Origin of the sequence: Planctomicrobium aquicomposti, from assembly GCF_051466325.1 — a bacterium.
Taxonomy (GTDB): Bacteria; Planctomycetota; Planctomycetia; order Planctomycetales; family Planctomycetaceae; genus Planctomicrobium.
In genome coordinates, this window is the sequence record NZ_CP195792.1 from 2,483,802 (window position 1) to 2,502,780 (window position 18,979).

Here is an 18,979-nt window from a genome sequence, read left to right on the forward strand (position 1 = left end):
GCGAACAGGCAGGGAATCCCGGATTACGGGTTTGTCAGCTCCTGCGGGGGAGTGACGTCCGTGTGTGCTGAAACCCGATGTTCTCCCGCGGGTGATTGTTGCGCGGATGATTGTTGATCGTGAGGAACCACGACGATCGCATACATCAGCGAAGAATCGGAATACGCATTCACTGATCCGAGCTCAACTGTCCCCGGCTGAGGGATTGAACGCTTCCAGAGAGAGAGTTGACGATCGACGGAGACTCCTGGCCCCACGCCGAGTCGCTCGGGTCCCGTGCTCACGGTTTGTTCGTCAATCCCCACCCCTTCGGGCATCAGAATGAATTCATTCTTCAGCCAGGAAGGGGGCGCCGTGCGGTCATCAAAAATCAGATACAGATCGGCCGGCCGGCTGAGCGTGATGGACAGCCGCAGGTCCAACTGCTTGTCGCCGTTGAAGGTCATCAGGTAGTCAGCGCCGAGAAGATAAGCAGGGAGTCCGGCCTCCGTCATTCCGTTAAACTCATGTGGACGGTCGACGTAAATCTTGGCGTCCTCTCCAAAAGCCCGCTCGGCGACACGATAGTAATTCAGGGAATCGACACTGCGGATGTTGTCCCGGACATCAACGATGAGCGGTTGCCGCGAGGGGAGTTGCTGCTTTGTCGGGAAGCTCGCATCCGTCACCAGGTAAAGGCGTTTGAGCACGCCGGATTCAATCAGGACCCCTTGACCTGTTTTCAGCTGGGTTTCCGTCCCCCCTTTATCGGGCCGGACGCCCACCACTCCTTTCACGACGGCGACTTCCGCAGTATTGTTATCTCCAATCGAGACCCCGAACTCCGTTCCATAGTCGGTAATCTGCGTCTCCGCCGCACGAATGCGGAACCCGGAAACCCCTTCAGGAACCGTCACGAACGCTTTGCCACGATGGAGCACGCAATTCATGCCGTCTTCGAGAGTGACTTCGCTCAGTCCCGCCAGCCGCATCCGGATGCCATTCAGAAACCGGATCTCCGCCTGCCGATTCTCCACAACCACGCGCTCTCCGAGGTGGATACGTCGGACCACCTGCGCCTCCGTCGCGTCACCTTCATGGTTAACGAGGTGCATTTCCCCAATCTGAGGTGCCGATGTGACCAGGCGGCTGCCGGGGCTGACTCCCGTCAGCGTCAAGTTGCCGGTCACGACGGCCGCGAAAAGCAGACAGGCCACGACAGCTGCAGCCTGTGACCAACGGCGTCGACGATGGCTCCCCCCGGCCGGCGTCTCAGACGCCCGGTCGCCTCCACTCTTACGAGACGGAAGGGCCTCCGTCAGATGGGCTTCGGAATACCTCGTCGAAACCTGTCGCAACTTGGCATGCAGCGCCACCTGCGTGGTGAAATAGTCACACGCCTCAGTGCTGCGGACAATGATTTCGCTCAGCTGCCGCCAGTCGGAAGGGGTGGCGCGGTCATCCAGAATTGCATTGACCAGTTGCGGCAATGGCTCATCGAGGGCTGGAGAATCACGCTCAGGCATGATTGGCCTCCGCTGTGACTTTGCCTGTCACACATTTCCAGAGTAAATCACGTAGCCGTTTCAGCTGCAGATATAATGAGTTCGGAGTCATCCCGATTTCACGAGCGACGTCCTGCAGCGGTGTCGATGACGCATAGCAATTTCGCAAGAGCTGCTGTTGTCGGGCCGGCAGACGGGCGACGCAGGCTTCGAGCGCACAAACTCTCTCCTCCAGCAACGTCTCCTGACGTTCGAAAGAGGCTCCCACCGCTTGCAGGGCTTCGTCAGTCAGCGTCAGCATGCGCCGACCCTGCTCACCCAGATACTTCTGAACTTCCATTCTGGCGAAGCCGACCGCCCAGGCGACAAATGGCCGGTCGGGGTCGAAGTTTTCCCGCTTGGTCCAGAGAGCCAGCGACACGCGCTGGAAGATCTCATCCACCGCTTCCCAGCCGGAGACCTGAGTCATCACGTAAGCATAAAGCTGACGTTGGCTTGCAGTGAATTCTTTGATGAAGAGCTCGTCCCGTCGGGCGGCCGATCCCGCTTCAGCAGACCTGGGGCACACCGGGCTCAGAGGTTCGTGCGTTGACATGGGGATGTTCGCATCAGGCGGGTCGCCACCATTCAATTGGACCATCTCTCTCCCGTCATTCCGGCGAAATCTGTCATCCGAATTGAAATTTTTGTTTCTGGCGTGGCCGCACCGTCCCTCTGGCTCGGTCTTCAGCTCCGTTCCGAGTCTGATCTCCCGCGCGCACCGCAGGTGTTTCCCTCGAGTGTACGAGAAAAATCCAAAAACAGATCGGGATTCGCAAATATCTCGACAGATTCAAGAAAGTCGATGGGAAGATACTTATCGGCCCACCATTCGGATTGGACCGAACAGCCTCATGGCTTGATCTGCTGTCACGTTCCCCTTGCTCATTTCGCTCTTCCGGAGGAGATTCAGCATGTCTCGGTACTCAACGCGTCGGGCATTTACGTTGATCGAGTTGCTTGTCGTCATCGCGATCATCGGTGTCTTGGTGGGCCTCTTACTCCCAGCGGTGCAGCAGGCCCGCGAGGCTGCCCGCCGCACACAATGCAAAAACAATCTCAAGCAGCTGGCGCTGGCTCTGCACAACTATCACGACACGTTCGCAACCTTCCCCCCGGGGTTGGTCGCCGTCGCCACAACCTACAACGTTGAAACAGAGGGCTTCAGCGGCTCCTCTGGCAGCGAGAAGGGTGGGCCCCGTGCCAAGCGGGGTGCGCCGGACTATGCCTGGACGTCGTTTGTACTCCCCTATATGGAGCAAACCGCCGTCTTTAACACGCTGGGCGTGAACAGCGTCGATGCGATGGACGCCATCAAGAGCGCCACCGTGCGGGAAGTGATCAGCAAGCCGATTCCGGCATTCCTCTGCCCATCCGACACGAAGCCCTCCGAGACCGAAAACCGCAAGTTCAAACCGGATGGCACGGTTAAGTGGGCACTCGTGGATAGCTCCGGCACTCAGTACAACGACATTCTCGCCCTGCAGAATTATGTGGGCAACATGGGGCGGGGACGAGACGCCCTCACTTGCTGCAGCGCGGATCGATGGTACCAAATGAACGTCGGTGCCTGGACAGAGGGACCGTTCAATGTGAACTCCCGCGTGAATATCCGCTCGATTACCGACGGGACATCGAACTCAATTCTGTTGGGGGAACGCGCCTGGACTTTCAATGCCGGGGGACGCGAGCTGCAGTCCAGCGCGGCAGCCTTGTTCTACACCCAGTCGATCAAGGGGCCCACAGAAGGACACGGGGCTTCCCATGCCCTCGGGATCGGGGGAGGGGGGATTAACTATCCCTATAACGAAACGGAAAGGCTTTCCGGCATCTTCACCTCCCGTCACACCGGCGGCTCACAGTTTGCCCTTTGCGATGGTTCCGTCCGCTTCATCAGCGAGAACGTCGACCACCGCACCGCAACCGGTGCTTACGATTCCACGTTTGAACGGCTGCTCGCCATTCAGGATGGTGGAACTCCCGGTGAGTTCTAAGGCATTTTGACCGAGGTCTGCCCTGCCTCTGAAAGCGAAACGATTCCTTCGGGCACTCGAAACGCTGGTTGTAGAGGCAGGGCTGCGGAGGCAGAGGTGAGGTGACAGCAACAGGGATGGGGCCGGCTCGACAGCGACGCTCCGGCCTCTCCCTGCACCCCCTCTCCAGAGGATCACTTCGAATCACGCGGAAGGTCGAATCCCATGAATTTCCTGATGAACCAAGTCCGATTGGCTGCCGGCCAGTTCCTTCTCTGGGGCCTGCTCGCCCTGTGTCTGTCTGGTTGCGGTGGCGAGAAGCTCAAGTTTTATGACGTTCATGGCTCTGTCACTCTCGATGGCAAGCCGGTCCGCTATGCGGAAATGCACATCGACCCTTCGTCCGAAGATGCGAACAGCGGCCGGACGGTGCATGTGAAGGTCATTAACGGCCAATACACAGCCCCCTTCAAAGTGGCAGGTGGGCCCGCGAAGTGGAATATCGCTGTCGTTGACGTCGATTCACTGGGGATCAAGGATCCCGACAACATGACGCCGATGGAAGATGAAAAGTTCCTGCGTGCGAAGAAGCTGACCTTCGAGAAAGAGATCGCCGTGGAACAGGAAGAAATCAATCTCGAGCTGTGAGCAGATGCCGGCCTGAGTAAGTCACTGTTCGAGCGAACCAGATTCACTTTCCATTCACGGGTTGACTTGCCGCGGTCATGACTCGCTGATTGCTTCCGACGCCGTTCGGACAGTCAATCAGCAGCTTTCCAAAGGGGCACGCCGGAGCAGCCGGGAAGAAACGGGCTGCAATCGCACGTCCAATTTCTTTTTCGGCTGCTTGCTGATTCCACAGTCAATCCCGATGCGGCAAGCGACATCTCACGCCCGGAGGATGGCCTCCGCTCACAGGGACGGAATTTCCCTGACAACGGGCCTGCTGATTTCACCCAAGGATCAGGTGTCCGTGCCGACGGAGGCCGCACTGACCTTCCCGGCCATCAGCGGATCGCTGGTCGTCCACTCCCCGGTTTCCAGTTTCCCGGCGTAACGTTTGACGAATCCGGGAAGCTGTGGGCTGGTGACCTGGATGTCGTACCAACCTCCCGAGGAACGAGTGTCGAACGAAATCATGCCGGTCTTCTCCTCTCCCGATTTCCATTGTTGCGCTGGGTGTCCGTAGGACAGGTCCGTCACGTCAAGGATCAACGGTGTCTCGTTTGATGGAGAATCAAGTTTGATTTGAAGCTGCGCCAATCCCGCTACCGGGGTCGAGGAGCGCTGCACCGCTTCGTGGAACTGCACCTGGCCGAGCGGATCACCCGCATTGCCGCGAAACTCCCGATAGTAGCCATTGGGACCGTGCACGCGCAGGTGATAACGCCCATCCTGGAAATCGCTGAGATCCCAGGAGTCTTCAACAGCACTTCCCGGCTCGACCCCATAGTATCTCACCTTGAGGCCACGGCTGGTAACGGCATAGACGATGAAGGGGGAGCCGGCGGCACGTTCGCCGAAACGCTCCTGACGCGCTTCAAAGCGAATTACAAACTGGCTGCGGCTTTCGCTGAGCGCTCCGTTGACTGCAAGCTCGTATGGGAGCGGGCAGGCGACACGGGTGTCGGGCTCCTGCCGGGGGAGTCGGGAGTCCTGTGGAACTTGTCGGATTTGTTCCACTTCGGCATCGGTCAACGGATCATAGCCCGCGGGGAGTCCTTTAAACCTCGAGTTGTAGATCTCTTCGATGTAGGTATCCCGCACGAGAAAATCATTGAGACCGGGCGATCCTTCCGCACTGGGGCGAAACGCGGCCGTCAGGTCACCACAAATAGCGCGGCGCCAAGGCGTGATATTCGTCTCGCGGACTTCACGTCCACTGCGGTGCGAGGCAATCTTCTCCAGCAACCGCAGCACCGAAGTGTGGTCGAAGACCTGCGAGCAGACAGCGCCTCCCCGACTCCAGGGAGAGGCGATAATCATCGGCACGCGGAAACCGAGACCGATCGAGTTGTCCCGCAGGCTCGACTTGGGCTTGTATTTGAAATCGGCGTCCCTCTCCAGATATTCGAACGCCGTGCTCAACCCGGGTGAACTCCGGCCGGTTTCCGGGCGATTGGGATGCGGCGCCTGAAACGGCGGAATGTGGTCGAAGTACCCATCATTTTCGTCGTAGGTCAGAATGAAAATCGTCTTCTTCCAGACGTCGGGATTACTCGTCAGGATGTTCAGGACTTCGGAGAGGTACCACTGCCCGAACCACGCATTGGATGGATGGTCGGAAAACCGGGCGGAAGGAACGATCCACGAGACGCCCGGAAGGGCCCCCTGTTCCACATCCTTCCGGAACTGATACAGCACATCTCCCCGGGGAACGTTGAGTCGGCGGGTTTCCGCTCCATCCCGATAGGAGAGTTCTTCGAGTCTGCGATAGTGGGAATCGCCGGAGTTTGTCGTAAACGCGCGGGCGTGCAGGCTCTTTTCACGCTCCGAGAGTTTGTCATAGGCAATCTGTGAAAACTCCTTGATATCCTGGAGCTGATCCGCCAGTCGCTGCTTCAACTTGTTGAGCTGTTTGGTCAGCGCCGCTGCTTCTTCTCCTGACTTTCCGGCGAGTTGCTCTTCCAGGAGGGCGATTTCCCCCGGCAGCGCTCGGTTGCTCTTCTCCAGATATTGCCGATGACGGGGATAGAAGCGGCTCTTGAACTGCAAAAAATGTTCAATCGGATTGTCCCCATAGTTCGAGAGCCAGCCCTCTTCTTCGCTCGACAGTCCCGTCGGCAGGTCGAGTTCGTTCTGGTAAATCTTCCAGGAGATCCCGGCATCCTGCAGTCGCTCCGGGAACGTCGTCCACTGCACCCATTTCCGGTATTCGCAGTCTTCATTCCGCACAATGATTTGGGCATCGTCCGTCTGGGCGGTCCGGCTGGTTCCCGTCCAGAGATACAGCCGGTTGGGAATCGTCCCCGTCAGGGTGGAGCAGAAATTCTGGTCGCAGATCGTAAAAGCATCCGCGAGTGCATAATAAAAGGGAATATCTTTGCGGGTGTGGTAGCCAAGGGTCAGCGGAATCGAGGCATAGTCCTTACGGCTCGATTTCTTAACATCGAGCCAGCGATCATGCAGCCCCTTGTTGGCGGCGTCGACCTGATCGGTCCAGCCATGGGGGAGTGAGCCCATCCACGTCACTTTGGTCTGCTTCATGTCGAGTTCGAAGGGGACATGACGGTCACCTTCCTTGCTCGTCTGCACAAAGACCGGATTGCCATCCGCCAGCCGGATGGCCCGGGGGTCATTGAAGCCGCGAACTCCACGGAGACTCCCGAAGGCATGGTCAAACGAACGGTTCTCCTGCATGAGGATCACAACGTGTTCCGCATCGAGAAACGAAGATCCCTGCTCCGGTTCGATCGCTGCGGCACGCTGGACCGCGGCGAGGAGACTTCCTTGCAGTCCGGCTGCACCAGCCAGAAAGGCCATATTCTGGAGAAAGTGACGGCGGGTTTGCATGAGTGCACCTGCGAGCCCTGGAACAGAAGGAGAACGTAACCGGAGGCCAATCAAGGGAACTCCGCGTGCGCGGCAAAATGGTGGCGACCGAGCAGAGTTATGATAGCGAACGGATCCGCTCGTTCCGAGGGAATCTCGCAGCCGATTCCGTTCCCGGATGAGCACAGAACGAGAGCACTGAAGCCACACCTGAGCGTCTCCCCTCGGAAAGGGAGTAGGTCCCGCCATCTGCAGCGACTTCAGCGGGAGACGTAGTAACTATTGGCCAGATCGTGCGGGAGTTGATGCACCCCCAGCAGTTCAAAGCCCGCCTCCTGCAGCATCCGGATGGCCAGTTCTTCACCCCACATCGTCCCGAGCCCCGCGCCATTCAGGGCCAGCGAGACCGTCATGCAGTGCATGCAGGAGATCGTATAAAGATAGGGCCCCAGCGGGTGCGTCAGATTCTTTTCAAGGTGGCTCGAGGCCTTGATGTCCTGCATCAGATAGCGGCCATTGGCCCGCAGCGACCGGCGGATCGAGGCCAGCACCGCCGCCGGCTCCGCCTGGTCATGAATGACGTCGAAAGAGGTAATGAAATCGAACTGCTGCGACCCATCGAGCTGGGAGATATCGCGCTGTTCGAAGCGAATGTTCTTCAGGCCCCGTGCATCGGCCAGCGACTGGGCAGCGGCAATCGCCTCCGCTGAAAAATCGTATCCGGCAAAACGGCTCGCCGGATAGGCGGCTGCCAGCTTCAGCAGAGCCCAGCCGGAACCGCAGCCGACATCGAGGACGTCAATCCCTTCCTGCAGCCTGCCGATCATGCCAGGGACCAGCGGCAAGATGTGGTCGAGCAGTGCCACGACGACGGTTTTCTCACTCTCCTCGGCCATGACTTCATGAAACCGGGGGAACTCCGAGTAGGGGACTCCGCCGCCGTTGCGGAAGCAGTTCAGGATCTGCTCTTCCACCTGGCCCAGGATCGGAATGAACTGCATCGACGCAGCGATGTTCAGTGAGCCAGGTGAGCGGACCAGAAAGGCGGCGTGCTCGGCAGGCAGAGAGTACGTCTGCTGCGCGGGATCGTAAATGACGATGCCACCGGTCGTGAGAGCCCCCAGCCACTCCCGGACGTAGCGTTCATTCAGCTGCAGCCGTTCCGCCAGACCAGCGGATGTCAACGCTTCCCCACGGCCCAGCGCGTCGAAGAGTCCAAGCCGGTGGCCGATGGAAATCATCAAGGCCAGACCGGCGGAATTCAGAATGCCCAGCAGTCGCTCAGCGAACTGGTCCGCGCGTGCGGAGTCGAACTGGGCCGATTGGCAGACAACACACATCCCAGATTCTCCCGCCAATCCGCTGAAAAGTTGTCAATCATCCATGACAGGATCATTGCAGATTCAGATTCGGACTGCAGGATCTCCTGATCTCCTCCCTGAAGAGGAAGTCTCAGGCCTTCTTCGCTTTTTCAGCGAGCAGGTGGGCCAGACGCGATTTGGTCCGAGCAGCGGTGTTCTTGTGAATCAGCTGCTTGGCTGCGGCTTTGTCGAGCTTCTTGGTCGCTTCCTGCAAAGCCGTCTGAGCAGCCTGGAGGTCGGTCGACTCAGCGAGCGTGCGCACCTTCTTCACGGCGGTGCGGAGCGTGGAACGCTGCTGACGATTGAGCAAACGACGCTTGGCGCTTTGACGCAGGGCCTTTTTGGCGCTGGGTGTATTGGGCATGGATCTTCAGTTGCCTTCAGGATTTCTGGACAATCGCCACCGACAGAATCTCCGTGCTCGCGGCAGCGAAACAGGAATGATAATGATCCGGTCACACCGGTTCCAGCGAGAAGGGAAGAAAATTACTCCTGTCCCTGCACGAGTTTCCGCTGAGTTGAATCGTTCCGCCGGTCCCATTCCGGAGAAGACGAGCGAAACCGACTGAACTCCGGCGAAACGCATGTCAAAAACCCGCCTCACACACGCACAAGAATTGTGGCACAAACAGGTTACAACATCTCTTCCCCTCGCAGCAGATCACGCACACGCTGCTCCCAGAATGAGAGTTCGTCGGCATCGATCGCTGCAGCCTGGGGCGCTCCGCCCTCCTCATTCGCCTCGGGTTGCTGGACGACAGGTGTTGGGGATGGCAGTTTCCCCGCGGGCAATGGATTGCCGGAGGGCAGGGGCGGCGTGGTTGGCTTTGCGGGTGCCGGTGCCGGAGGAGGACTGGAGGCGGGCGAGGGGGACCGCAGTTCTTTGTTCACGCCACGACGAATCGAATCGACATCGATACTCTCGAATTCTTTCAGCCACCGCTGCAGCTCTTCGTCAGACACCTCGCGGGGTCGCTCTCCACTCCGTTGCGGCGCAGTCTGTGCCTGCTGCTCACGCCCCAGACGATCTTCCAGCTGGTCCAGAAACTGATCGGAGTCCAATGCCTGGGCGCGGCAGACGCGTGCCACACGCTGCAGGCGATGATCGCTGGAAACAACGATGAGTTGTCGCGGAGAAAAATGCCCGTGAACGAGATCTTCAATGACGTCGTCCGCCTCGCGACCGGATGGTGAGAACAGGACCGTCATCCCCCAGGGGTGGCATTCCTGACGCGAAACATGCTGCGCATCCCGCGCGTCGAAGACGATCGTGGTTCGCTGCAGTTCCTCCGCTGTCAGCAATCGGCGGAGCAGTTTCAAAAGCCGGTCCCGGGCCCGTTCCAGATCCCCTGGCCCATAGCGGGCGCGTGCGAACCCCGCTGCATGCAGCAGGTTATAACCGTCGATAAGGAAATCGATCGACATGACGTAGGGACGCGATTCGGGAATGGCGAGCGGAGTTCCGTCCGCAGCAATTTCTCAATTTCTCCGCAGCCTCAGTTCAATTCCGAAGGAATCGGGATAAATTGTACTCGAACCAGTGCGGGAGCACTGCGCGGGGATCCGATCTGTCGCTCACCGCTCCCCGCCCCCGAGAGTGATGCCCCCGACCTCTGCCGACGCAACAGTTTTCTTCGGTGCTGAAAACCAGATGGCCAATTCCCCCCCGCAGCTGACGATTGCAGGCTGGCGAGAATGGATCGCACTCCCCGAACTGGGGGTTTCCGCCATTAAAACCAAGCTCGACACGGGAGCCCGCACCTCCGCAATTCACGCATTCGACATCGAATTTGTCACCCGGCGAGGACAAAAATGGGTTCGGTTCCAGATTCATCCGTGGCAGCGGCGAACTCGTGGTACGGTAACTGCTGAGGCACCGCTGTCGGGATACCGCGAGGTTCGCAGCTCCAGTGGACATGTCGACCTGCGGCCCTGCGTCTGCACGGATGTTCAGTTATTCGGCTCCGTTTTTCCCATCGAATTAACGTTGGCCAATCGCGACCAGATGGGGTTCCGCATGCTTTTGGGGCGCGAAGCCATTCGGGGACGATTCCTTGTTGACGCCGGCAGTTCCTATCGCGACAGTTCCCGCGTGCCGGTGAAGAACAGAAGCTGATTGCACACAGAGCCGTTGAATTACAGAGGTCCTGAATTTCAGACGGCCCGATTTTTTTCGTTTCACTGGCACCACACACTCCCTGGCTGTTACCGGCTGATTTATGTCCCCCGATGAAATTGAGCAGCCAGAACACTCTGCAGAGCAGGCTCCGACGGAACCGCCACGGCCGTTGAAAATCGCCATCCTTTCACGGAAGTCGTCGTTGTACTCGACGCGCCGACTCAAGGAAGCGGGCGAGAAGCGCGGGCATCGTGTCCATGTGATCGATTACCTCCGCTGCTACATGAACATCACCTCGCACCGCCCGACGATCATTTATTCGGGGCGGGAGCTGAACGATTACGACGCCGTCATTCCCCGCATCGGCGCGTCGAATACGTTCTACGGAACGGCGGTCGTCCGGCAGTTCGAGATGATGGGGATTTTCTCGGCCAACGAATCGCAGGCGATTACCCGCTCGCGCGACAAGCTGCGCTGCCTGCAGTTGCTTTCCCGCGATGGGATCGGCCTTCCGGTCTCGGGGTTTGCCCATTCCACGAAGGACATCGACGGCCTGATCGATATCGTGGGGGGCGCTCCACTGGTCGTGAAGCTCGTGGAAGGGACACAGGGGGTCGGGGTGATCCTCGCGGAAACCCGGAAGGCGGCGGAGGCGGTGATCGAGGCCTTCCGCGATCTGGAAGCAAATATTCTGGTTCAGGAGTTCATTCAGGAGGCGGCCGGCAGCGATCTGCGTTGCCTCGTCGTCGGAGGGAAGGTCGTCGCCGCGATGATGCGGACAGCCCGAGCGGGAGAGTTTCGTTCGAACCTTCATCGGGGAGGAACCGCCGTCAAGGTGAAGATCACTCCCGAGGAGCGGACGACAGCCGTCCGCGCGGCGAAATCGATGGGACTGCGGGTTGCCGGGGTGGACATCCTCCGTTCGCGGCACGGTCCCGTGGTGATGGAAGTCAACTCCTCACCGGGACTCGAAGGGATTGAAGGCGCCACGAAGATCGACGTGGCGAGCAAGATCATCGAGTTTGTCGAAAAGCATGCCGAGACCAGCGACACGAAAGATCGTGTGAAGGGATAGCGGGGGCCGGGACGGCGAGCAGCTGGAGAAAGTCAGGCTTCACGCGGCATCTGGCTTTACTCACTGGGCAAAGGTGGCGATCAGACCGGCCAGGTCCCCCGTCGCAGCGAGATTCTGAACGCGGCGGCGGAAGCCCCATGTGCCGAACGCTTCGGAGTAGCCGTGCTGATGGTCGACGATCATCAGTGCCTGCTGAATATCGTCCGCGGTGATTTCCGAACGACCACTCGTGACGGCGTGCCAGCGGGCAATCCAAAGCACTGCCGGGAAGACCAGCGCCAGGCTCTGGAACCCTTCCACCAGCGGAATCTGGTAGTAAGCGGGGCCGAAGAAATGGAGCCCCTGAATTTTCACGCGGAAGTAACGTGTCAGCAGCCTCTCGGATTCCTCCGGCACCCCTCCGAACGGGCCGGACAACGCGTTAAACGGCACCCCTCCTAACTGCTCGTGCAGGCGCGGCAGCGAGCCGGTCCCTTTCATCAGTCTCCAGGCGGCCAGCAGCTGCCGGAATCGTCCGCTCCACGTTTTATCAAGGGTGGCGGCGACATCTTTTCGAACATAGCGCCCGACCAGCAATCGAAACTGGGACATGCCTAAAGACGAGGGGGGCTCCGCAGGCGCCGGCACTTCTGAAATCTCACCCACCGACGCCTGACGAAGCAACGTCAACAGTTCTTCGAGACGACCACCCCGCATACTGGCCAGCCGCGCCTTGCCGATCAGATCTATCCAGAACAACGCCCTCAGCAGCTTCAGAGCAACGGGAGTCGTCGACTCTGCGAGACTCTCGTCGAGGTGCTGAACAATTCGCAGTGTATCGGTCCAGTCGAGAGTCGTCTTGCCCGTGATGGCGGGGGGAGGAGTCTCACGATAGCGGGGAGGGACAACCAGCTGCGCTAGCGTCTGCAGCTCCTTTTTCTGGTTGGTGAGCGGTTCTCCCCGGTTTCCGACCACGGACGGACAACTGAAACGGAGGCTGACGGCAACCTCTTTCCCAGCGGGGTGGAACGCGTAGGGATAAATCCGGCAGGCGAGGGGTTTCGCCGCTTCGCCAAATTTCGCATGGATCCGGCACAGGCCCTGCTCGTTCAGGAACACACAGGCACCATCAGTCTGCTGCGCGAGCCGCAGGGGAGATGAGCCGACCCAGGATTTGTCCTGAGCAAAGAGAGGTTGCCCGGCCGGAATTCCGCTCTCCGGCCCCCAGTTCTGGCTGAGAATCCGTTTCTGCTCGGCATCCGTAATGAGGACAGCATGTTGCCGGCAGCATCCGCCACAGTTGTGGCAGTTCCAGTTCTGGAGGATCGGCAATTGCAGCGGGATGCGGGACATGCGGAGATGATGGCCGAGGAAAGGCTGTTCGTCTATTGTTTGACGACAGGAAGAAAAGATGAACCTGTTTTCCGTTCAATTTGTCCAGACGGATGAACAGGTCCTGATTAGAATGTGAATGTCGGCCGGAAGAGCAGGCCGTCGGCCCCGCCCTTCGCGGCGGCGGTGATTCGCAGCACATCGAATTTTCAGGCAATCCACAGGAGCGCGAGCGCTTTGGGCGAACCACAACGGGAAACGTTAAAAGTTCACGGTCGGCAATGTGTTCTGGTCGCTGTCAGAGAACGCGACGTGAACCGGGATAAAGACCGTGTGTTTGACGAAATGCGCGGTCTTGTCGAGACCGCAGGTTCTGAGATTGTCGGAACGCTGATGCAGATCCGCGAGCGTCCGGACCCGGCGTCTTATATTGGCAAGGGGAAACTGGTCGAGCTGAAAGAGATCATCGGTGCGACCGGTGCCGACCTGATCGTCTTTGACAATCACCTTTCCCCGTCCCAAGGGAAGCACATCGAAGAGACGACAAAAACTCAGGTCGTCGATCGCAGCGAAGTGATTCTCGACATTTTCGCGACGCATGCCCGATCGTACGAGTCGAAACTGCAGGTGGAACTGGCGCAGCTCCTGTATATGCGGCCGCGTCTGACACGCATGTGGACCCACCTGGAACGAATCGAAGGGGGGATCGGCAGCGGAAAAGGTCCGGGGGAAAAGCAGCTCGAAACCGACCGCCGACTTGTCGACAAGCGGATCAGCGAACTCAAAAAGAAGCTGGAAACCGTTGAAAAACGTCGCGAGCTGCAGGTTGCCAGCCGCACAGATCACAAGACGATTTCACTGGTCGGTTACACGAACGCCGGCAAGAGCACACTGATGAATGCCCTGACGGGGGCCGATGTCTACGTGGCTAACAAGCTGTTTGCCACGCTCGACACCCGGACCCGGAAGTGGACGCTCCCTCACCTGGGGGATGTGCTGCTGAGCGACACCGTCGGTTTCATCCGTTCCTTGCCGCACCATCTGGTGGCGTCGTTCAAGTCGACGTTGGCGGAAGCCCGGCATGCCGATCTGCTCCTCCATGTGGTGGACGCCAGCCACCCTGAAGCCCAGCAGCAGATCGAAACCGTCAACCAGGTGCTGGAAGAGGTCGGTGTCGATGCCGCCGACCCCATTCTCGTACTGAACAAGATCGACCTCGCGGAAGACCGTTCGAAGGTGGACATTTTGCGGGCCAAGTTCCCGAACTCGGTGACGATCAGTGCCTTTGACGGGACGGGACTCGATCGCCTGACGCGGGCCGTTGCGGAGCGCTTGGCGGGAGACTATCTGGAAGTCCGCATCGAGACCGACGCCGGCAATGGTCGGGTCCACTCCTTCCTGATCGAACATGCGGACGTGCTGAAGACCGACTATCAGGAAAGCCGCGTGGTCTACGAATGCCGGCTTCCCAAGCGGTTTGTGCACACGCTGGAAAAGGTCGGGGCGGAGGTGTTGACGCTGGACGGCTTGCCGCTGACCCGCGACGATGCACTCGCGTTTTGAAAGTGCTGCAGCCATCCCCTCATCCCCTGCAAAATCCCCTAGCGAATGAATCGACAATCCACGGGCATCCCCGCCCTCGATGAACTTCTGGGAGGTGGACTGCTCCCGGGAACACTGGCCGTCGTGCTCGGAGCCACCGGCATCGGCAAAACCCAGCTGGGAATCCAGTACGCCCGCGCGGGCTTAGAGCAAGAGAGGGAGCCCGGCGTCCTCTTCGACATGACGACCAGAGGCGACTCGCAGAGTCATGCGGAGTATGCGCAGCGGCTCTTCGACTGGAAGGTCCGTCAGCGTCCGGCTGAGCTGTCTGCGTTTGTCCCCGAAGATGTCTTCGACAGGGACAAAGCCCGCTGGGATTTTTTGCACCTCTTTCAGCGAGCCGGTCGGCGGGTCACTATGTCGGACATGGACTTTGACCAGCAACGGGAATGGAAAGCCGAACTCAACCGGAAGCTGTCTGAAACCATTGCGTTTTTCTATGGAAATTTCGCCAATGGGGTCCGCCGCTGCGTGATCGACGGCATCGAGCCGACCGACCGAGCCAGTGACTCGTACCAGTTTGAACTGTTTGAATACATCTACCATCAGATTCTGCGCAAGGAACATGATTGGGTCGCCCGTGATCTCTTCCGTGCCCAGTTCCGAGCGCATGCGGAACAGGTGCAGGCCCACGCTTACGATCATCAATCGGTTGGCTGCCTGATGCTTTGCACCACGCATGAAGTGCTGCTGGACGACCTGCTGACCAGAAAGATCGAAAGCGGTGACGTGCTGACCAACGCCAACACGATCATCGTGATGGGCAAGGTGCGGGAGGGAACCCGGATGACCCGGGCTCTGCACGTGGCCAAGCACCGTGGCAGCGCGTGCGATGACAGTATCCGCACCTTCGAGATCACCGAAAAGGGGCTGGTGATCAAGTAGGTGAGGGGACTTTGACTTTTGATCGAATCGTCCTCACCACGCGAATGGCAGCCTTTCGCCCTGCGAGACTGCTGCTGCGAGACTGGAAAGAGCAAGCTGCTCCCGGTCGGGCGATTCGCTGAGCCAGTCAAGCAGGCACCTTTGAACGAATCGGGAGGCACACTGTCGGGAGTCGCGGAACGCACTCCAGTTCCCTGTAATGCAGCGTGAATCCGCCGAGGCATCTGTGTGACGCTGGCTGCTCTTCCACGAACAAAGGCCAGAGCAGAGGGGATCCCTCATACTCTGGCCTGATGAATTTGCAACGTCGGTCGCGACGGTCTATTTCTGGGAGATGCGATTCCGCACAGGGGCTACACTCTTCTGTTCGGTCGCAGGCTTTTCTTCCAGAGCTTTGCTCTGAGCGGTCGCGACAATCATCCGGGCAGCCTGCAGCTGGGCCGGGCTGAAGTAGGTCGGCGACATCGCGGGGTTGATATCGTCGGTCCGCTTGGCAGCGAGCTGTTCCCAACTCATCCCGCTGGAGACATGCCAGGCGGCTGCCTGAGCGGCACCCTGATCCAGTTCCCCTTTAGCGACCATCTGGACGAGAGACTGCACCACCGGGTCGGCTGAGAATTCGGCAACGGGAGCAACACGCAGCTTGGTGCGCGGCCCCGGTTCTGATTTTCCGTGTTCGAGGCAGACTGCGGTGTAGGGAACTCGCAGGGTCCGACCGGCTGGAATGGAGAAGAATCCGCCACCGGCACTGCTGCCGCCGCCGCCTCCCATCCCGCCAATGCCACCGCCGCCCATGCCTCCGCCGCTGGTTTGGGCACCGCCGCCACCCATCCCGCCTCCCATGCCTCCGCCCATCCCCATTCCGCCACCCATCCCCATGCCGCCAAACTGTGCGGAGATGGGAATGCCGACAAATCCCTCTTCGGGGACCTTGACGGTGACAGGAATATCCTGCTTATTGCTGATGAACAGGTGTCCGCCGAGCGAACTTTTGGCGACCATCTTGACCTCGAGTCGACCTTCGCTCATTCCGGTGAACATCTCGATCTGTTCAGCATTGGGATCGAAGGTGGACTTGGTCAGCGGACGTTCCGCGACAGCGGTCGATCCACCGCACAGCATGACTCCCATTCCCAGCGCCAATGCGACGACGCAACCGAAGGATACCGAGACCGATTTCATACTGATGCCCCTGACGCGGGAAAGGATCGTGGCGGAGAAACGGGTCGTGCCGATTCCTCCGCAGCTGTGGATCATGACAGCAACGCACCGGCCACGTGCGCAGCACGGCTCTTTGCGATGTTATCGATCCCGGAGGTCGAATCACAACGAATTCTTTCCCACTCTCCCTGAATTGCGACGATTCGCAGCGTCGTTCGTTGGAACGATCCGCAGATCTGTCGTTCCCGGAACACCGGCCCCGCGCGATTCCTGCAACAGTCGCTCAGCCGACATCCCTTCCCGATTTACGGAGCGCTCACAGCTTGAGTTTCGATCAGCTCGATCGCCTGTGAGGCCGCGGTCCCCAGTTCCCCCGACTGTTCGAACTTGATCTGCCGTAATTGGGGAACGGCCGGTTCCGCGGGCGGTCCAATTCTCCCGAGCAGTTCAATGACCAGCCGTGTCACTTCCGGCGGGTTTTCCTGTGCCAGAATCTTTTTCAGCGAGTCCAGATGCGGGATCGCCTCCGGTCCAATGCCACTCAGATTCATGGCCGCCATTTGCCGCAACTGGGGATCTGCCGATTCCAGCAATTGAATCAGAGTGGAGGTTGCCGCTGCAGTGTGATCCGGGCACTGCACCAGCGCCGCTGCGGCGTTTCCTCGAACAAACTCGGAGTCATCCTGCAAAGCCCCGGTCAGGGCCTTCACCGCGGGAGCCGCTTGTGGTCCAAACAGCGCGAGCAATGTCGCTGCCATCTCCCGCTCCATGAAGTCCCCGGACTGCAGGCGTTCCCCCAGGAAGGGAACAGTCTCCGGTCCGAGATTCACCAGTTCCTGCTGGGCCGCTTCCCATTCTGCCAGCTCGACACCCGGAGTGACCAGTTTTTGAAAGAGAGCCGAGGCTTTGTCGGACGTGGGGGTTGGCTGCGGAGCCGAGCGGACATTGAGAACGCCGGTTGACAGTTCGGCAGTTTTTGCCGGCTCGTGCTCAGAGCGCACGGTCATGACAGCCGATCTGTCCTCCGGAACATCGGTGGCAGCGGGAGATGCACCGCAGCCGGCCAGGCCGCAGTTGAGCAACACGACTCCCCAGATCCGGGATTTCCGCAAATACTGCTTCAGCATGACACAATCCATTCGCTTGATCGCTTCCCGGCGCAGCCCTGCGCAGGGGGAGGCCCCTTGTCCTCAGTATCGATATCGGCAATCGACCGGGCTTTTTCGTGGCTGGTTTTGAAAGTCTGTGATTCAGGAATCAAAATGAGCTGCGTGCACTTTGATATGTCGACTTGTCGCTGCGTTTTGACCTGCCGCCGGGGGCACTTCAGGGGCGATCCGAACTTCAAAAGTTCAACCGATTTCCCACGGTCGTTGGGACCGGAGAGTTGAAAACTGGCCCGGGCGCAACGAGAGTGATCGAAGAGTGCATGTGATCACCTTGGCAATTCCGGTTCGCGCATCCAGCCCGAACCGACTGACTTCAGCGCGGGATGCTGTCGCCCGAGACCCGGCAGTGCGCATCTCCTTTGATCAAAGCACACCCCTCTCGTCTAGGGAATGGGCGGTTCGAAAATCAGAATGCTGTCGCGGAGTCCATGAATGAGATTGTTTCCCCGCATCTGCCTGTTGCTGATCACATTCTCGATCGATGCCTTGGCGGCTGAGCCGGCGGACCTGCCGCCTCAGAATAAAACAGGAGCACCTCTTCCCCTCCTCGATGTGGACTGGGAGCACCCTTTCTTTCAGACTCGTTTTGAGACGGCGGCGGTCTTGTCGGATTGGTCGATGGAAGGTCCCGGGACCGCTTCCATTCGCGAGGGCAAGCTGATTCTGGAGACCGATGCCGCCCCCGAGGGAATACCTCTCGAAAAGAACCCCCATCACATTGTCTACTGGCTGAAGCGGGAGTTGCCGGCCGACTTTCTGATCGAGTTTCTGGTCAATCCCCGGAATCGGCAGCAGGGGCTCAATATCGTCTTCTTCAACGCGCGAGGACTGAACGGAGAAAGCATCTTCGACCCGGCACTTGCTGCCCGGGATGGAACGTTCAAGCAATATCACAGCGGCGATCTGAATAACTATCATGTTTCGTACTGGGCCGGAGACCGCGGGACTGCCCATATCCGCAAAAACAAAGGGGCATATCTGGTCGCGCAGGGAAACGACCTGGTGAACGGGGCTCCACAGGGAGTTCCGCAACAGGTGCGCATCTACAAGCGGGGCGGCCAGATTCGAGTGACCGTAGACGGTCGTCCCTCGGTCGCCTTTGATGACGATGGAGTCCAGTATGGGCCCGTGATTGAAAACTCCGGTTGGATGGGACTTCGCCAGATGGGGTGGACCCGCCACTGTGAATACGACGATTTGACTGTCTATCCTTTGCTGCCGACTGCGGCCGAAGTGAAATGACGCAAGCTCCGCACACAACACCCTGCCCGCAATTCAGAAATTGACTCAAGAATTGTCGGCTTCCAG

16 protein-coding genes are annotated in these 18,979 nt (G+C 59.2%); 7 read left to right on the top strand and 9 right to left on the bottom strand.

What is annotated here, in order from left to right; all coding sequences use genetic code 11:
- Positions 1–23: 23 nt before the first annotated feature.
- Positions 24–1,505: a FecR domain-containing protein gene (locus tag SH664x_RS09580; RefSeq protein WP_437207000.1), complete on the bottom strand. Its 1,482-nt coding sequence runs from the start codon at positions 1,503–1,505 to the stop codon at positions 24–26.
- On the bottom strand, positions 1,498–2,079 hold the full coding sequence (locus SH664x_RS09585; protein WP_437207001.1) for a sigma-70 family RNA polymerase sigma factor: 582 nt from the start codon (positions 2,077–2,079) through the stop codon (positions 1,498–1,500). The genes SH664x_RS09580 and SH664x_RS09585 overlap by 8 nt, the downstream gene beginning before the upstream one ends.
- Before the next feature lie 358 nt (positions 2,080–2,437).
- On the opposite strand from SH664x_RS09585, the gene SH664x_RS09590 reads away from it, so the two are divergent.
- A complete protein-coding gene (locus SH664x_RS09590; RefSeq protein ID WP_437207003.1) occupies positions 2,438–3,517 on the top strand; it encodes a DUF1559 family PulG-like putative transporter in 1,080 nt (359 codons plus the stop codon).
- A gap of 216 nt (positions 3,518–3,733) precedes the next feature.
- A complete protein-coding gene (locus SH664x_RS09595) occupies positions 3,734–4,144 on the top strand; it encodes a hypothetical protein (protein ID WP_437207005.1) in 411 nt (136 codons plus the stop codon).
- Positions 4,145–4,459: 315 nt separating this feature from the next.
- On the opposite strand, the gene SH664x_RS09600 is transcribed toward SH664x_RS09595, so the two are convergent.
- The 4 genes from SH664x_RS09600 to SH664x_RS09615 all read right to left on the bottom strand — a co-directional run bounded on the left by SH664x_RS09600 (position 4,460) and on the right by SH664x_RS09615 (position 9,774).
- Positions 4,460–7,009 (bottom strand): phosphocholine-specific phospholipase C, encoded by a 2,550-nt coding sequence (locus SH664x_RS09600; protein WP_437207007.1) that lies wholly within the window; start codon positions 7,007–7,009, stop codon positions 4,460–4,462.
- A 239-nt stretch (positions 7,010–7,248) separates the two neighbouring features.
- Positions 7,249–8,328 (bottom strand): class I SAM-dependent methyltransferase, encoded by a 1,080-nt coding sequence (locus SH664x_RS09605; RefSeq protein WP_437207009.1) that lies wholly within the window; start codon positions 8,326–8,328, stop codon positions 7,249–7,251.
- A 112-nt stretch (positions 8,329–8,440) separates the two neighbouring features.
- Positions 8,441–8,713 carry a 30S ribosomal protein S20 gene (gene rpsT, locus SH664x_RS09610; protein WP_437207011.1) on the bottom strand — a complete coding sequence of 91 codons (273 nt, stop codon included), beginning with the start codon at positions 8,711–8,713 and terminating at the stop codon, positions 8,441–8,443.
- Positions 8,714–8,982: 269 nt separating this feature from the next.
- On the bottom strand, positions 8,983–9,774 hold the full coding sequence (locus tag SH664x_RS09615; protein ID WP_437207012.1) for an NYN domain-containing protein: 792 nt from the start codon (positions 9,772–9,774) through the stop codon (positions 8,983–8,985).
- 226 nt (positions 9,775–10,000) lie between these two features.
- Here SH664x_RS09615 and SH664x_RS09620 point away from each other — a divergent pair, with 226 nt between their 5' ends.
- Positions 10,001–10,465, top strand: a complete 465-nt coding sequence (locus SH664x_RS09620) for an ATP-dependent zinc protease family protein (RefSeq protein WP_437207013.1) — start codon at positions 10,001–10,003, stop codon at positions 10,463–10,465.
- Positions 10,466–10,637: 172 nt separating this feature from the next.
- On the top strand, positions 10,638–11,543 hold the full coding sequence (rimK, locus tag SH664x_RS09625; RefSeq protein WP_437207201.1) for a 30S ribosomal protein S6--L-glutamate ligase: 906 nt from the start codon (positions 10,638–10,640) through the stop codon (positions 11,541–11,543).
- Positions 11,544–11,603: 60 nt separating this feature from the next.
- Here the strand turns inward: rimK and SH664x_RS09630 are convergent, their stop codons facing one another.
- On the bottom strand, positions 11,604–12,875 hold the full coding sequence (locus tag SH664x_RS09630) for a YkgJ family cysteine cluster protein (RefSeq protein WP_437207014.1): 1,272 nt from the start codon (positions 12,873–12,875) through the stop codon (positions 11,604–11,606).
- Between the two features lie 165 nt (positions 12,876–13,040).
- Between SH664x_RS09630 and hflX the strand changes: the two genes are divergently transcribed.
- Together hflX and SH664x_RS09640 are read left to right on the top strand one after the other, a co-directional pair.
- Complete coding sequence (gene hflX, locus SH664x_RS09635; protein ID WP_437207016.1) at positions 13,041–14,417, top strand: GTPase HflX; 1,377 nt, start codon at positions 13,041–13,043, stop codon at positions 14,415–14,417.
- A gap of 45 nt (positions 14,418–14,462) precedes the next feature.
- Positions 14,463–15,341 carry an RAD55 family ATPase gene (locus SH664x_RS09640; protein WP_437207018.1) on the top strand — a complete coding sequence of 293 codons (879 nt, stop codon included), beginning with the start codon at positions 14,463–14,465 and terminating at the stop codon, positions 15,339–15,341.
- Positions 15,342–15,662: 321 nt separating this feature from the next.
- On the opposite strand, the gene SH664x_RS09645 is transcribed toward SH664x_RS09640, so the two are convergent.
- Together SH664x_RS09645 and SH664x_RS09650 are read right to left on the bottom strand one after the other, a co-directional pair.
- Positions 15,663–16,523 carry a hypothetical protein gene (locus tag SH664x_RS09645; protein ID WP_437207020.1) on the bottom strand — a complete coding sequence of 287 codons (861 nt, stop codon included), beginning with the start codon at positions 16,521–16,523 and terminating at the stop codon, positions 15,663–15,665.
- A 284-nt stretch (positions 16,524–16,807) separates the two neighbouring features.
- A complete protein-coding gene (locus SH664x_RS09650) occupies positions 16,808–17,629 on the bottom strand; it encodes a HEAT repeat domain-containing protein (RefSeq protein WP_437207022.1) in 822 nt (273 codons plus the stop codon).
- A 474-nt stretch (positions 17,630–18,103) separates the two neighbouring features.
- Between SH664x_RS09650 and SH664x_RS09655 the strand changes: the two genes are divergently transcribed.
- A complete protein-coding gene (locus SH664x_RS09655; RefSeq protein ID WP_437207024.1) occupies positions 18,104–18,913 on the top strand; it encodes a DUF1961 family protein in 810 nt (269 codons plus the stop codon).
- Positions 18,914–18,979: the final 66 nt, after the last annotated feature.

What these genes read in the sequence shown, in the direction of transcription:
- SH664x_RS09580 (WP_437207000.1), bottom strand. Translation starts at nt 1,505, where the DNA reads ATGCCTGAGCGTGATTCTCCAGCCCTCGATGAGCCATTGCCGCAACTG.
- SH664x_RS09585 (WP_437207001.1), bottom strand. Translation starts at nt 2,079, where the DNA reads ATGTCAACGCACGAACCTCTGAGCCCGGTGTGCCCCAGGTCTGCTGAA.
- SH664x_RS09590 (WP_437207003.1), top strand. Translation starts at nt 2,438, where the DNA reads ATGTCTCGGTACTCAACGCGTCGGGCATTTACGTTGATCGAGTTGCTT.
- SH664x_RS09595 (WP_437207005.1), top strand. Translation starts at nt 3,734, where the DNA reads ATGAACCAAGTCCGATTGGCTGCCGGCCAGTTCCTTCTCTGGGGCCTG.
- SH664x_RS09600 (WP_437207007.1), bottom strand. Translation starts at nt 7,009, where the DNA reads ATGCAAACCCGCCGTCACTTTCTCCAGAATATGGCCTTTCTGGCTGGT.
- SH664x_RS09605 (WP_437207009.1), bottom strand. Translation starts at nt 8,328, where the DNA reads ATGTGTGTTGTCTGCCAATCGGCCCAGTTCGACTCCGCACGCGCGGAC.
- rpsT (WP_437207011.1), bottom strand. Translation starts at nt 8,713, where the DNA reads ATGCCCAATACACCCAGCGCCAAAAAGGCCCTGCGTCAAAGCGCCAAG.
- SH664x_RS09615 (WP_437207012.1), bottom strand. Translation starts at nt 9,774, where the DNA reads ATGTCGATCGATTTCCTTATCGACGGTTATAACCTGCTGCATGCAGCG.
- SH664x_RS09620 (WP_437207013.1), top strand. Translation starts at nt 10,001, where the DNA reads ATGGCCAATTCCCCCCCGCAGCTGACGATTGCAGGCTGGCGAGAATGG.
- SH664x_RS09630 (WP_437207014.1), bottom strand. Translation starts at nt 12,875, where the DNA reads ATGTCCCGCATCCCGCTGCAATTGCCGATCCTCCAGAACTGGAACTGC.
- SH664x_RS09640 (WP_437207018.1), top strand. Translation starts at nt 14,463, where the DNA reads ATGAATCGACAATCCACGGGCATCCCCGCCCTCGATGAACTTCTGGGA.
- SH664x_RS09645 (WP_437207020.1), bottom strand. Translation starts at nt 16,523, where the DNA reads ATGAAATCGGTCTCGGTATCCTTCGGTTGCGTCGTCGCATTGGCGCTG.
- SH664x_RS09650 (WP_437207022.1), bottom strand. Translation starts at nt 17,629, where the DNA reads ATGCTGAAGCAGTATTTGCGGAAATCCCGGATCTGGGGAGTCGTGTTG.
- SH664x_RS09655 (WP_437207024.1), top strand. Translation starts at nt 18,104, where the DNA reads ATGAGATTGTTTCCCCGCATCTGCCTGTTGCTGATCACATTCTCGATC.